Below are 13,853 nucleotides of genomic sequence, written 5' to 3'. Positions count from 1 at the left end.
AATAATCGAGTAAAGAAATGAGTATTTTTTTAGAAACCAAACGCCTGATTCTGAAAGCACCTGAGTTGACGGATTTAGATAAATTAGTAGCATTACGCTCTGATCACGAGGTAATGAAATATACTGGTGAAGGTGGAGCTCAAACAAAAGAACAAGTCCAGGATTATTTAAATTTTGCATTGTCTTATCAAAAAAAACATGACATGGGATTTTATTTGGTATTTGAAAAAGAAAGCGGCAATTTTATTGGCGAAGCTGGCTTGTTTCATTTGCTCTTTGATGACACTCAGTCTGAAATTGAAATTGGCTATCATTTACACAAAAAATATTGGAGCAAAGGATACGCCACAGAAATAACAAAAGCTTTAGTTCATTGGGGATTCCAACATTTATTGATTAATAAGATAGTTGCTTCCGCCTATCCGGATCAGCTTGCCTCTCAAAAAGTCTTACAAAAATCTGGTTTTGACTATAGAGGCACAAAACAAACCTCCGATGGTACAGAATTATTTTGGTACGAAACCTACAAGAGCGATGGCATTGAATTGGCTCCTTATGATGATCTATGGCCTCAAATAGCAGAACTTGAGATTAAAATACTGCGTGAACTAATTCCCCGAAAGCATCTTATTGATATACAGCATGTAGGAAGCACTGCTATTCCTGGAATGTTAGCTAAGCCCATTATTGACATCCAAATAGTTGTTGATTCACTCCCCAATATTAAAAAGGCTGCTATAAATACTCTAGAAAATATTGGATACATTTATTGGCGAGAAGATCCTGACCCCGAAAAGATGTTTTTCGTAAAAGGTATGCCCCCATTTGGTGAGAAAAGGACACATCATGTCCATATTATTGAGCCTCAGTCTAAACGTGGACAACATCGAATTATTTTTCGAGATTACTTAATTGCCCACCCTGAAGCAGCACATGAGTATGAACAATTAAAAATAAAATTATCGCAACAATACACCTATGATCGTGAACAGTATACTGATGCTAAAACTCAGTTCATTAATAAAATTTTAAAAGAAGCAAATGTATGAATCATGAAGAAACAGATATGCAAATACCAGATCCAAATGTTATCCAGGCAGCACAACATTTATTACAGCAATATTTTGCAAACCCATGCGAAATAAAGTCAGCTACTTTTTTAAGTGAGCCTGATCGAAGAAATGTGGTTTTGCGGCTTTATTTAGAAAAGAAATCTGATGTTATCCCTGCAAGCATCATTCTAAAGCAGTCATTGCCCGAAGCAATGGATGACGATGACAAAGATGCTTATGCGCGGTTCGCACGAGATTGGGCTGGTCTGGAATTTTTAAGTGGGGTTAAACAATGGCATCATAACGTCCCAAAATTTTATGGTGGTAATAAGGAGCATCGATTTATCCTGCTTGAAGATTTAGGCCTTGAACATATTAGTTTGGTTGATTCTTTAACTCTCCCTAATCATGCAGGGGCAATTGGTGCCCTAAATCGTTTTATGATGGCATTGGCAAATTTTCATGCTGCAAGCTTTGGTCATGTTTCAAAATATGAAGCCATTCTGCATGACATCAATCCGCAAGCGGAAAGCATGCAAGATGAACTTGATTTTATATTTAGTGACTTATTGCCTAAACTTGAGCTAGCCAATAAAAACCTTGGATTAACTGTCACCCCCGAAACCATCCATGAAGCACAAAGCTTAATTAAATCACTCATCAAACCAGGCGCATTTACAGTATTAACCCATGGGGACATCTGTCCAGACAATGTGTTTGATCACAAGAATTCTCAAGAATTACAACTCATCGATTTTGAGTGGGCAGTTGTGCGTAATGCATTACTGGATGGCACCTACTTACGAATGAGCATGCCCACCTGTTGGTGCGCTAAGGCTATACCCCATGAAGTAATTGAATCTTTGGAAATAATCTATAGAGAAGAATTAAAACGCGTAATACCAGCTGCCTCAGATGATTTAGCTTATATGACTGCTTATACCGAAGCTTGCGGTTTTTGGTTATTACAACAAACCATTCCTCTTCTAAACTCTGTTATAGATAAAGATAGAGTGGGGCCATCGGGTCCGACTCCTGAAAATTCCTTATGGAAACCAGAAGAAAATAATGTCAGACCTCGAGTCCTAACAAGACTTCAAGCCTTTATTGATGTGGCTTCAAAAAATGATCAATTACCCCAATTGAGAAGAATGGCACAAGATATATTAATCGCAGTTAAAACCCGTTGGTTAGATGTAAAGCCGCTTGAATTCTATCCTGCGTTTATGGAGCTTAAGCCATGAAGCGATACATCATAACGGGTACTCCCGGCTGTGGAAAAACCTCTGTTATTCGTGCCCTGGAATTAACAGGAGCAAGTGTTGTAAGCGAAGCAGCAACTGACCTTATTGCCTTTAGACAAGCTCAGGGTGACATGGCGCCTTGGAAGCACACTAATTTTATTGATGATATTGTTAGGCTTCAAAAACATCGACAAATTGATATGTGCGATGATTATTCCGATCGGCATTTTTATGACCGCTCACCAATCTGCACCTATGCGCTTGCCCTATATCTTGGTTTTGAGCCATCCCCTAACCTGATGGATGAAATAAAACGAATTCACAAATATGATATTTATGAAAAACAAGCTTTCTTCCTTGAAAACTTAGGCTTTATAACAAATACCGATGCGAGGCAAATAAGTTTTGAAGACTCAGTTAAATTTGAGCAAGTTCATAGAGATGCTTACGCTAAATTTGGTTACGAATGCGTAACTATTCCAGCTAAATTCATCGATGAACGAGTAGGAATTATTTTGAAGAATATACAATGAAAAAAAACTCAGTAATGAATAAATTGATAGTCCTTTACCCAATTTATTAGTTGAAGCCGGTCACGCAGAATATAATGTATTGTTTATGTATGCCAAAAATAATAGTTATGATTTTAGGATAAAAGCGATGCTAATAAAACCAAAACTTGCAGACGAGGAAATCGTCAGATGTTTACGAGAGGCTTATGAATTAGATGTAAAATTAATTTCTTTTCTTCCAATTGGTGCTGATTTCAATACGGCTGTTTACCGTGTTACAGCAAGTAACCAAACGGATTACTTTCTAAAGTTACGACGCGGTGAATTTATTGATGCCTCAGTTTCAGCTCCTAAATATCTTGCTGACTCAGGCGTCAAGCAAGTGATCCCGCCTCTTGCAACCAAGACAAAGCAGCTTTGGACAAGCTTGGCATCCTTCAAGGCAATTCTCTACCCTTATATAGAGGGTGGTAATGGCATAGAAACCAAACTATCAGAAGATCAATGGGTGCAATTTGGATCGGCCATTAAAAAGCTTCATAGCACCGATATTCCAAATGCCCTAACAAGTGGCACACCCCGGGAAGTATTTTCTTCCAAATGGCGAGAAACCGTCAAAGCATTTCTTATACGCATTGAAAATGAGGTTTTTAAAGAGCCTGTTGCGGTAAAAATGGCAGAGTTTCTGAAATCCAAAAGTAGCGAAATACTTAACCTTGTTGAGCGCGCTGAAAAGCTTGCGGCAACGATCCAAAAAGAGCCCCTCAAATACATTTTATGCCATGCAGATATCCATGGTTGGAACTTGATTGTTGACAAAAAAGGAGCCCTTTATGTTGTTGACTGGGATACACTCATCTTTGCCCCCAAAGAACGTGATTTGATGTTTGTCGGAGCTGGCATTTGGGACAGTGGCCGCACAGCAACAGAAGAGGAGTCACTATTTTATCAAGGCTATGGCCAAACAAAAATAAATCAGGATGCCATTTGCTATTATCGTTTTGAACGTATTATTCAGGACATCGCAGAATATTGTGAATACATCTTTCTGTCTGATGAAGGTGGTGACGACCGGATGCAATGCTTTGAACACTTACAGCCCGTTTTTCTACCGAATGGTGCAATAGAGAGAGCTTATCAGGCCGATAAAATGAGAGAAATTTTATAAAATTATATTGATAGGTGGCGACAGTGGCAGAATCTGCTTAAAATAATCATATTCTCATTTTGGTTTCATAGATTAATTAGGACCTAGCAAGATACTTATTTTTTTAGAAAAATATCAGTATAAATGTCGTGTAACTTGCACAAACGTTCGTATGTACGCCAGTGCATTCCCTTGGGCTTATCCTGAGTCCCTTCTAATATACCTGTATTCCATTTCAACCTAGCGCGTATTTTTTCAGCTTTCCGTATTGCTCGATCACTAACTCCTTCACGTTGACTTTGATAAACTAGCTTGTAACAATGACGACATGCGAAAATAGGCCCACCGTATAGTATAGCTACGCGACGGCCGCACTTTTTTAAAGGACAAATAAACCACGGGCGTTGACCACCAAAATGGCAGTCTTCCCAGAGAATATCAATAACATAATTAATTTTCTGCGGCTCTTTTTTTTCTTTTGGATTTTGCCATCGCACAATTAGGTAATTTCGATCAGGAGCTATTTCTACATTAATAAATAAAATTATTTTTCCATCAGATAACCATTGTCTGCTAAATTTATTATTTGAAATTAAAACTTTTTCACGACTCCAGCGCCGTATATCAATAAACCTATAATTATTTATGGTTGGCTTAGAATCATGATACCAATGTTTTCCGCTACCATAACCACCCATTTTTCCTCCATATTCTACATCTTTTACCGAAATTAATTGGAAATTTTATTATTTTTACGTTCAACATTATGCTTATTCATGACAGTTTTTTTATGCTAACAATAAGAAACCTACAAAACTGATGAAACCGATTCAACACGCCATCGCTCAGCAGAAGTATGCCCACTACATCGAACAAAACGAAGGCTGTCAACAATTTGTCCCTCATGCCTCTTAATCCATCTTCCTAATCTGAGTCGATTTATTACTCCACGCTCATCCGCAATATCATGGAGTATTTCCCTAAGCTCTTCATTTTCACCATTTACAGCTTCTCTTACCATTGCCGGCACATTTTTAAAAGTATTTTTCCAGGCCATTAAAAGTCTGCCTAACTGTTCACGATCAGGGTCTTCTTTTAATGCTTCAAAAATTGATCCTGCAGGATCAACATAGCCAAGCCATAGCAGAGGTTGACGACAAAGATCTGACCAGTCATTAAAACCTGCTAGTGATTTACATGTAAATTTTGGTCTTCCAGCAATAATCCAAGCACGTACAAGAGTTATTGCAGCAGACACATAGCGTTCCCTTTCCTCAAATACTTCTGAGATGAGATCAGGCCGTTTAAATTCTCGAGCAGCTGGAATCTCAATTTCAGGATTGAGGTTGATAGTAATACACCGCCTTGCCATGTCTTTGATTGGAGTGACATTATTGCCACTAGATAAGAAAAGTGTTCTAGTACTTACCTTAGCTGTTTTGGATACACCTAGTATTCGTCCACTGATAAATTCTGATGTAAGTGCTGTACACAGACTCTTATGTGGTAAAATATCACTGGTAATATTGTCAAATTCAATTACAGCAGGTGCATATAAAAGCTCTGCTAATAGTAATTTACGGCATTCTTCGTCATCTGCAGGAAAGGTAGTCGGTGTTCCTTTCTGAGGCGCAGCAAAGGCTGTAATTAATGAGCAAAGATAAGATTTACCTGATCCAACGGCGTGAGCGCGTACATGAATCATAGGAGCATTGATGAGGCTTGGGCGAATAGCAGCTGTTAGAATAGCAGAAAGTGCTGCAGCATGATCTCTTTCAGTAGCAAAATCAAACTCTTTCAAAAGCTCATTTAACAGCTCTAATGCTGATTGAGCATCCTCACGGCCTGGTTTATCGGGTATTAAAAATTGTCTACTATCAAATATACCAAACATTCCTGTATCTGTATCATAATTAGCTTGCAGCATTATACTTCCATCTGTTCTTAAATAAGGTTGGCGGGCTAAACCATTGATTAGAGGCAAATGCCTGTAATTATTTGAATCATAAAGGATAGATGTATGACGGGCAGGAGGATCAATACGTGTCCAATTTTTAGAACGACCATCAAATTGCTCCCATATTGCAATGCTTGCAAGAGCCCTAACTAGTACTGATTGAGAAACCGGTTGTATTTGCGTTTGGTTAGTACCTCCATCTATATAAACCGAAACAATCATACCGCCTCTTTGATAGTACTGTTTTGTAGCTGCTAATTCTCGCTCCGCTATGTCTACAATACGATGAATCTCTCCTTTAACAACATGAATAGTGGGTTTCATACGTGCGGATTGTAAATCAACATTAAGAAATCCTAACAGATCACGGATATGTCTCTCGCTACAATGGCCATGAAAGCATTTGAAACCGCCTAAAGGGTAATTGTCATCAGGTTCGAAATAAGCCGTTCCACTATTCACTAAAGCAGTATGCTCATTTACCCAGGGACAGGTAATATCATGCTTGCCTTCTCCTAACGGTGATTTATAAAGACTATGTCTTGTTAAAGCAGCAACAACAGTATTTTCCTTCGGACCGGGGGTCCAAATTTGTTCATTATCCGTATCGTTGGCATTAGTAGTATCGTTAGCATTAATAGTTTGAATGTGAGAAGATTTACTCCGTTTTTCATCACTAAGTTCTAATTGAAAATAATTAATCAATTCTTGAAATGAATAACGATTTTCTGGCTTCCATAATTTCAATTGACAGCGAAACTGTTGTGCATGTTTGCCATTTACAGCAACAGGAAGCCTAGCTAATCTAGCTGTTGGACCATTCGCGCCAGGATCACATAATCCAGCTTGAACAAAAGCCTTCACGACTTGATCAGCGAGTTTATTTTCACTGATAGGCTCTCTTAAAATATAACCTACCTGAAAATTGCCTGGTGAAGTTTCAAGAATCCAGCTGGGCTGTAATGTGATTCGATCAGTTGATACTTTACTGCCAATATCATCTAACATGATGACACACAGCTCACAGAATTGGGATTTTTTACGCCTATATTTCCCAATTTCATTAGCCTTAAAGCGAGATAAACTGAAATAATTATTTGCATCAGCACTCAGAACTGTAGAAACATTAGTCCAGGGACGGCTAAACCATTTTTTATTATCTATGTCTTGAGGATTTCCTTTAAAGCTAACTATCATAGGGTGTTCTTTATAACTTCCTGGATTGCCAAAAATTGCTAGCAAGAAATCGGCGTTGCTGGTGATGACAGTTTTATCGCTTTTATCGGTTATCACAGAGTCAAAAGTAAAATTTGTCAATGAAGTAGCCATCATGCTTGCCCTCCATCGTCTCTTTGTCGGCTTTGAGTTATCTGTTGCTCCAACCATTCATTAACTTCAGCTTCAATCCAGCCAACTGATCTTCCCCCTAAAGAAACAGGGCGAGGAAAATGGCCCCGTGAAACTCGTAGGTATATGGTACTTCGAGAAAGTCCTGTTCGTTTTTTTACTGTGGGTAATCTTAGGATGTTTGTAACCATGTTGAATCCTCCTCGGATTTCATTAAACACAGTTACAGAGTAAAAAAAAATGAATAGCTTGTGGTGGAGTTCGGTTTTAGTTAAGCCGAATTCGGTTTAAGCGTTATAGGCCTAATTTTGATTCGGGTAAGCCTCGCAAGCTTTTTTTAACCATTTTCTGACGGTATCAGTGTCTAGGTTATCACTTAAAATTTTCGTTATATCCTCTGATATTTCTTTAGGAGTAGCACTTTTTTTATCATTGGGATTGTACTTGTATCCTGCGTAAGCCATAGCGGCTATCAATTTGTATAAGCTTTGCCTTTCTTTTTCTCCCAAAGGTTTGTCTGTGTCAGATTGTTGTTGAGCATCCTTGAGATTTGCAATCAATCGATCTTGTTCAGAGATGAGCTCAAGAGCTTCCGTATATTGTTTGTTTAATTGTTCATACGGCTCTTTTAGATTAATTACCGGTCTTTTAAAACTATTAACTCCCCTTATTAGGGCTTCTGGAATATCCAAATTCATTTCCTTCGCCCATACTAAAAACTCTGCTGGAATAATTGGCTCAACTAACTCGCCGGAGGATATACATCGAAGGACTGTTATTCGTAATTGATTAAATTTTCTTGCTAACGGGAAGTCTGGTGAATCTTCTTTTAATTTATCCCAAGTAACTTTCGTTGGATCTTTTCCAAGCAAAAGAGCGATTGCCTCATCTATTTCCCAAGTGGGATGTTTAGACCAAGAAATAAAATCAGCATCATATTCAGGTGCGTTAAACTCATAAGCTCTATCCAATTCCTTCTCATATTGTGGGTAAAAATTTTTATCCGTTTTCCTTTTTAAATCAAAATAAATATTTTGAAGGTCCTTTATATCTTTCTCCAACAATTTTTCATTAGAGTAGTGAAGTTCTCCAGGCAGTTGAGTTAAAACCTCAAACTCCGTTTGTATTTCTTTGATAAGAGTATCCCTATCCCAAGTTTCAAATTTCATGCGAATATTTTCTCCGTATAATCCTTAACGCAAGATCAAAAGTGACATAATTAGTCACTGAATTTTTTTTTATAAAATTTATCTAATTTTTTTAAAAAATCTACGTCAGAACTATATTCTTTTTTAAGTTGATGCATAACCTCAAAAATATATTTTGCTGCTATTACAACTTCACTATTCTGTAAATTTTTATCACTTTTAATAGATTTAGCAATTTTTTCTACCTCTGCAGAAGCATTCATCACTTGTTGGACAATGGATATTATCGGTCCACCAGGAAAAATTTTTCTAAAAAATTTTTGTGCCTTTAAATTGCTATAATGAACTGCTCCCTCAATACTATTAGGGTATAGGGATTTTTTATGGATACCATGTTTTTCTAAAAAATGAATACAATTTTTGCGGTCAGTGTTTTTTATATAAAGCTTTCTAAAATATAGGTGTATGTTATCTAAATTTTTTAATTCAGCTTCAACTGAATCATCTGATGTGGTTCGTGTGAATAATCCTTTTTGATTTATCGCCCGTGAATTATCAGGGCTTATTGAATCAATGATTACTATCTTGTTTTGAAGATTCTTTTCTACATACTTTCTGTCTAAAAAATATATCGCCGCATAAGGATTTCGCACATCATTATCCGGATCTTCGAATGCAAAAAATAATGCTACTAAAGGATCATGACTCCAGTCCAAGGTAGGGGTTAATAATCCATAATGTCGTCCTAACCCCCATAAATGATCATTATCATACTGATGGTAATAATTACCAGAAGAGTCCCGTAAATCCATATCTTCCAATGCATTGCGGAATAAATCTAATAGCTCATTGGCTTCTTTTTCTTCAGGATTATTACACAACCGCGAGAATGAAGAGCTCAGAGACCAGTGACTCTCTTTGTGCCCTCTAAATATGAAGGGTTTTGACCTCCAGGAGAGCAACAAAGGTTTAATATCCTGCCAATGCTCAATCCTTGACACGGGAATATACCCATCTTGAAAGGATTCTAAGGCTACATCTTCATATATGGGTATTTGATCATATTCGTTAGCTTGTATCTTTTTCATCATTATCCTAATTCACTATGGCTATCATCCTTTAACTTATAAAGATAGTCTGCCCACCACTGCATCATCTTACGACGCTCAGGAAGATACTCAGCATAATTGTAGGCTGCACGTATATTATTACGCTCAGCATGCGCCAACTGTCGCTCGATAGCGTCTCGATTCCAGTCATGCTCATTAAGCAATGTGGAAGCCATACTTCTAAAACCATGTCCTGTCATTTCATCAGAACTGTAACCTAAACGTCTAAGTGCAGCTAGCACAGTATTTTCACTCATTGGCCGATCTATGGAGCGCAAACTGGGAAATAAGTATTTTCCAGATCCAGAAAAAGGATATAACTCATTGATAAGCTCTATAGCTTGAGTAGAAAGTGGCACAATATGTTGCTCTTTCATTTTCATTTTCTTAGCAGGAATACGCCACTCTGCTTTTGGTAGGTCAAACTCTGTCCATTCCGCATGCCTTAATTCTCCTGGCCGTACAAAAAATAAAGGAGCTAATTGCAAAGCACATTTTGTAACAAAGTTACCTTGGTACTCATCAATTGCTCGTAGTAACTTACCTATTTCATTTGGATCTATAATACTTGCATGATGTTTTTGTTTTACTGGTGCTAAGGCTCCTCGTAGATCAGCAGCAGGATTGCGCTCTGCCTTACCAATAACAATGGCGTAGCGGAATATTTGCCCACACATTTGAGAGACTCGGTGAGCCGTTTCAACAGCACCTCTATTTTCAATTCGACGTAATGCAGAGAGAATTTCTGGAGCAGTGACTTCATTAATGGGGCGTTTGCCAAGCCAAGGGAAGATATTTTGCTCTAAACGGATTAAAATACGTTCGCCATGATTTTTGCTCCATTGTGGGGTAAATTTGGCATGCCATTCCCTAGCAACTGCCTCAAAGCTATTTTCATCTGCCATTTTCTTAGATCGTTTAATGGAATTCTTCAATACCCCTGGATCAATAGTATTAGTTAATTGTCGTCGTGCTTCGTCTCTAGCTTCTCTTGCAGCAGACAATGACACATCAGGAAAGGCACCAAAAGAAAGCTTTTTCTCAACACCAGCAAAACGATACTTAAACTTCCATAGTTTTGAACCATTAGGATTGATTAGCAGGTATAAGCCTTTCTCATCTGCCATTTTGTATGGCTTTTCCTTAGGTTTAGCGCTCTTTATTTCTATGACAGTCAGGGTCATGGGGGCCTCGTCTTTTTGCAATCATAAAAAGCCCCTAAATAGGCCCCACTTTAGAGTAGGATTTTGGGGGCTTTGATTGAATCTTATAAGACAAAGATTAGACGAGTAAAGCCTTTATATCAAGGCTTGTAGGATGTTTTTGGATGTCTTAGGAAGTTAATATGGTGGAGGCGGCGGGAATTGAACCCGCGTCCGTAAATCCTCTGCCTTCAGTTCTACATGCTTAGCCTTGTCTTTTTAGTTAACCATTCACTCTCCGACGGGCAGGATTTTGAATGGTGAGTCCCTTGGTTTCACGACTTAAAGCGGGACGGTTTAAATCGCTAGCTTATCTCTTATGACCGTTGATTCGATACCGATAAGCGGGCTCGGTCGAACGGGGCGCTGGTTTTTGGCAGCGCGCATTTGGGGTTTTACTGTCGCTTATGCAGCGATAGCTTCACCACCAGCAAAGTTATCTTCGTTTGCATTTATATTTAATTGAGTCTTATTTACGAGAGATCTCATTCTCGGCATGCACTTCCGGTTTTGCAACCCACGTCGAAACCAGGTCGCCCCCGAATGGACAAGTATAATTATAGCATAAAAAAGAGTTTTGCCAGCATGGTTAATTGGGATGGTTAATTGGGATTTGGTTTGTTACGCCTTTGGCGCCAACCTACAGAAGGTTTTTAATAGCTGCTTCTACCTTTTCAAATGACGTAGTGGGAGAAAATCTTTGCAATACATTACCTTCTTGGTCTATTAATATTTTGGTGAAGTTCCAAGGAATAAATATAAGTGGCTTTTTTCTTATATTTTTATAGAGGTAACGATAGAGTTCTGATTTTTCTTTTCCTTTTACTTTTGTTTTCTCAAAAAGAGGGAAGGTCACGCGGAAGCAGGATTCTGCGAATGCTTTAATTTCTTGATTGCTGCCGGGTTCTTGATGCAAAAACTGATCGCAGGGAAAACCTAGTATTACTAAACCTTCGTCTTTGTGTTTTTCATACAATTCTTCTAGCTCTTTATATTGCGGGGTAAACCCGCAACGACTAGCGACGTTTACGATTAATAAGACTTTACCGGCAAATGGTTGTAAGGTTGTCGGTTTGCCCTCTATCGTATTTAGAGGAATATTATAAAGTTCAGTTTGCATGGGTGGCTATTCCGTTATGTCTCAGTAATGGCTCCACGTGAGGTTCTCTCCCTCTAAAAGCGAGGAATGATTCAGATGCTTTGCGAGAACTGCCGACTTCTAAAATTTCTTTTAAGAATGCTCTTCCAGTATTGGCATTAAATATGCCTTCCTCTTCAAATCGTGAAAATGCATCGCTAGACAAGACTTCTGCCCATTTATAACTATAATATCCTGCAGCATATCCACTACTAAAAATATGGGTAAAGCTATGTTGGAAACGATTGTAGGGCGCTATGGGGATGACAGTCGTTTTACTGCGGACATCTGCCAATATTTTAGCTATGTAGTCAGATGTTTTAGGTGTGTATTCCTTGTGCATACGAAAATCAAACAATGAAAGTTCAATCTGGCGCATCATAGCCAAGGCGGATTGGAAATTTTTTGCGGCCAATAGTTTGTCAAATAATTCTTCGGGTAACGGTTCATTCGTATCCACATGGGCGGTTAAAAGTTTTAAGGCTTCTTTATCCCAGCACCAATTTTCAAAAAATTGACTGGGTAATTCTACTGCGTCCCACTCGACCCCATTGATACCGGATGCGCTGTGATACTCTACTTTGCTTAATACATGGTGAAGGCAATGACCACACTCGTGAAATAAAGTTTGCACTTCTTCATGAGAGAGAGTTGGAATTTTATTACTAACCGGTTTGGCAAAATTACAAGACAGTGTTGCTATAGGGTGCTGTATTGTGCCATCCGAGCGCTTTACTCGGCTTCGCAGCGAATCCATCCATGCTCCCCCTCTTTTATTAGGACGAGCAAAAAGATCTGCATAAATATATCCACGGGTATTATTTTCACTATCATAAATTTGATAACAGGTAACATCTGGATGCCAGGTATCCACGTTTTTAAGTTCTTCGACGCGTATGCCATATAGGTTATGGATGATGGTGAATAACCCTTCCATTACTTTATGTAAAGGGAAATAGGGTCGTAGTTCTTCGTCTGTGATGGAAAATTCTTTATGTTTTTTCTTTTCAGATAAATAGGCTATATCCCAAGGTTCAACTTGTTCGAATTGAAATTCTTTCTGAGCGAAAGCGATTAAATCACTAAACTCTTTTTTTGCTTGTTCAATAGCATTCTTACTTAGAGCGTTTAAAAAGTCCAAAACGTCGGTAGTGGAAGTAGCCATTTTTGGGGCAAGCGAAAGCTCAGCATAGTTTTGAAAGCCTAATAACTCGGCCTCTTCCTGTCTTAAGGCAAGAATCGCATCCATTATCTTACTATTATCAAACTGATGCGCAGTAGGCCCTTTATCAGAAGCTCTGGTGGCATATGCTTTATGAATTTCCTGGCGTAGAGCACGATCTTCTGCGTAAGTAATTAACGCTAAATAAGTGGGGAATTCTAAATTAAAAACCCAGCCCTCTTTTTGTTGCTCTTTAGCTAATTGCTGCGCATTATCAATTATATAGTCCGGTAAGCCATTTAATTTTTGTGCATCCGTTGTATGGAGAAAATAGGATTGAGTAGCATCTAAAACATTGGTTTCATATTGATGAGAGAGCTTGGATAATTGTGTTTGAATTTCTTCGAAACGTTGTTTTTTGTCTGCTGAAAGAGCTACCCCTGCTAATTCAAAATTGCGGACGCTGTCTGCGACAATTTTTTGTTGAGTCGTATTTAATTCGCAATTTTGCAACTGCTTAACTGCATGAAAGAGAGCTTGATTTTGCCCAATAGCTGTTTGGTATGCAGTCAATTTAGGTAAGCAGGCCTCATAGCTTTTACGCATAATGGGTGAATCTAAAACCGCGTGTAAGTGAGAAAAAGGAGCCCAGAACTGTTCCAATTCATCTTCCATTTTTTCTAGAGGTTGCATCACATTTTCCCAGCTATGCTGGTTATTTTTTACTAATTCGTTAATTTCTTCCAAATGACGATTGAGTAAGGCTTCTAATTGTTGTGGAAAAGATGGAATATCAATAGTAGTAAAATTTGGTAACGTAGTGCTCACTATAATT

12 protein-coding genes and 1 other RNA gene are annotated in these 13,853 nt (G+C 38.3%); 4 read left to right on the top strand and 9 right to left on the bottom strand.

Going from position 1 to position 13,853, the window contains the following annotated elements:
• The first annotated feature begins 17 nt into the window (after positions 1 to 17).
• From EL206_RS09100 to EL206_RS09085, 4 genes are all read left to right on the top strand, one after another.
• Positions 18 to 1,049 carry a GNAT family N-acetyltransferase gene (locus EL206_RS09100; protein ID WP_084758895.1) on the top strand — a complete coding sequence of 344 codons (1,032 nt, stop codon included), beginning with the start codon at positions 18 to 20 and terminating at the stop codon, positions 1,047 to 1,049.
• On the top strand, positions 1,046 to 2,296 hold the full coding sequence (locus tag EL206_RS09095; RefSeq protein ID WP_058463047.1) for a phosphotransferase: 1,251 nt from the start codon (positions 1,046 to 1,048) through the stop codon (positions 2,294 to 2,296). Before EL206_RS09100 ends, EL206_RS09095 begins: the two co-directional genes overlap by 4 nt.
• The gene (locus tag EL206_RS09090; RefSeq protein ID WP_058463046.1) at positions 2,293 to 2,829 is read left to right on the top strand and encodes an AAA family ATPase; all 537 of its coding nucleotides are present in this window, start codon (positions 2,293 to 2,295) and stop codon (positions 2,827 to 2,829) included. Before EL206_RS09095 ends, EL206_RS09090 begins: the two co-directional genes overlap by 4 nt.
• 85 nt (positions 2,830 to 2,914) lie before the next feature.
• The gene (locus tag EL206_RS09085) at positions 2,915 to 3,976 is read left to right on the top strand and encodes a phosphotransferase (protein ID WP_232048538.1); all 1,062 of its coding nucleotides are present in this window, start codon (positions 2,915 to 2,917) and stop codon (positions 3,974 to 3,976) included.
• Between the two features lie 95 nt (positions 3,977 to 4,071).
• Here the strand turns inward: EL206_RS09085 and EL206_RS09080 are convergent, their stop codons facing one another.
• The 9 genes from EL206_RS09080 to EL206_RS09040 all read right to left on the bottom strand — a co-directional run bounded on the left by EL206_RS09080 (position 4,072) and on the right by EL206_RS09040 (position 13,846).
• Positions 4,072 to 4,653 carry a hypothetical protein gene (locus EL206_RS09080; RefSeq protein ID WP_058463044.1) on the bottom strand — a complete coding sequence of 194 codons (582 nt, stop codon included), beginning with the start codon at positions 4,651 to 4,653 and terminating at the stop codon, positions 4,072 to 4,074.
• Between the two features lie 110 nt (positions 4,654 to 4,763).
• The gene (locus EL206_RS09075) at positions 4,764 to 7,244 is read right to left on the bottom strand and encodes a DNA-primase RepB domain-containing protein (protein WP_162261887.1); all 2,481 of its coding nucleotides are present in this window, start codon (positions 7,242 to 7,244) and stop codon (positions 4,764 to 4,766) included.
• Positions 7,241 to 7,450, bottom strand: coding sequence for a helix-turn-helix transcriptional regulator (locus EL206_RS09070; protein ID WP_058463043.1), 210 nt, complete (start codon positions 7,448 to 7,450; stop codon positions 7,241 to 7,243). Before EL206_RS09070 ends, EL206_RS09075 begins: the two co-directional genes overlap by 4 nt.
• Before the next feature lie 111 nt (positions 7,451 to 7,561).
• Positions 7,562 to 8,428 (bottom strand): hypothetical protein, encoded by an 867-nt coding sequence (locus EL206_RS09065; RefSeq protein ID WP_058463042.1) that lies wholly within the window; start codon positions 8,426 to 8,428, stop codon positions 7,562 to 7,564.
• Positions 8,429 to 8,478: 50 nt separating this feature from the next.
• Positions 8,479 to 9,495 carry an FRG domain-containing protein gene (locus tag EL206_RS09060; RefSeq protein ID WP_058463041.1) on the bottom strand — a complete coding sequence of 339 codons (1,017 nt, stop codon included), beginning with the start codon at positions 9,493 to 9,495 and terminating at the stop codon, positions 8,479 to 8,481.
• A gap of 2 nt (positions 9,496 to 9,497) precedes the next feature.
• Positions 9,498 to 10,700 carry a tyrosine-type recombinase/integrase gene (locus tag EL206_RS09055; protein ID WP_058463241.1) on the bottom strand — a complete coding sequence of 401 codons (1,203 nt, stop codon included), beginning with the start codon at positions 10,698 to 10,700 and terminating at the stop codon, positions 9,498 to 9,500.
• Between the two features lie 162 nt (positions 10,701 to 10,862).
• Positions 10,863 to 11,259: a transfer-messenger RNA gene (gene ssrA, locus EL206_RS09050) on the bottom strand.
• 99 nt (positions 11,260 to 11,358) lie between these two features.
• Positions 11,359 to 11,838 (bottom strand): glutathione peroxidase, encoded by a 480-nt coding sequence (locus EL206_RS09045; RefSeq protein WP_058463040.1) that lies wholly within the window; start codon positions 11,836 to 11,838, stop codon positions 11,359 to 11,361.
• Positions 11,828 to 13,846 carry a M3 family metallopeptidase gene (locus EL206_RS09040; RefSeq protein WP_058463039.1) on the bottom strand — a complete coding sequence of 673 codons (2,019 nt, stop codon included), beginning with the start codon at positions 13,844 to 13,846 and terminating at the stop codon, positions 11,828 to 11,830. The genes EL206_RS09045 and EL206_RS09040 overlap by 11 nt, the downstream gene beginning before the upstream one ends.
• Positions 13,847 to 13,853: the final 7 nt, after the last annotated feature.

Source organism: Legionella adelaidensis, from assembly GCF_900637865.1.
In the GTDB taxonomy this organism is placed as follows: Bacteria; Pseudomonadota; Gammaproteobacteria; order Legionellales; family Legionellaceae; genus Legionella_A; species Legionella_A adelaidensis.
The sequence above is the reverse complement of the archived record's forward strand: the minus strand, read 5'-3'. Positions and strand labels throughout refer to the sequence as shown.

Coding starts and splice junctions, on each gene's coding strand:
- EL206_RS09100 (WP_084758895.1), top strand. CDS start 18: ATGAGTATTTTTTTAGAAACCAAACGCCTGATTCTGAAAGCACCTGAG.
- EL206_RS09095 (WP_058463047.1), top strand. CDS start 1,046: ATGAATCATGAAGAAACAGATATGCAAATACCAGATCCAAATGTTATC.
- EL206_RS09090 (WP_058463046.1), top strand. CDS start 2,293: ATGAAGCGATACATCATAACGGGTACTCCCGGCTGTGGAAAAACCTCT.
- EL206_RS09085 (WP_232048538.1), top strand. CDS start 2,915: ATGTATGCCAAAAATAATAGTTATGATTTTAGGATAAAAGCGATGCTA.
- EL206_RS09080 (WP_058463044.1), bottom strand. CDS start 4,653: ATGGGTGGTTATGGTAGCGGAAAACATTGGTATCATGATTCTAAGCCA.
- EL206_RS09075 (WP_162261887.1), bottom strand. CDS start 7,244: ATGATGGCTACTTCATTGACAAATTTTACTTTTGACTCTGTGATAACC.
- EL206_RS09070 (WP_058463043.1), bottom strand. CDS start 7,450: ATGGTTACAAACATCCTAAGATTACCCACAGTAAAAAAACGAACAGGA.
- EL206_RS09065 (WP_058463042.1), bottom strand. CDS start 8,428: ATGAAATTTGAAACTTGGGATAGGGATACTCTTATCAAAGAAATACAA.
- EL206_RS09060 (WP_058463041.1), bottom strand. CDS start 9,495: ATGAAAAAGATACAAGCTAACGAATATGATCAAATACCCATATATGAA.
- EL206_RS09055 (WP_058463241.1), bottom strand. CDS start 10,700: ATGACCCTGACTGTCATAGAAATAAAGAGCGCTAAACCTAAGGAAAAG.
- EL206_RS09045 (WP_058463040.1), bottom strand. CDS start 11,838: ATGCAAACTGAACTTTATAATATTCCTCTAAATACGATAGAGGGCAAA.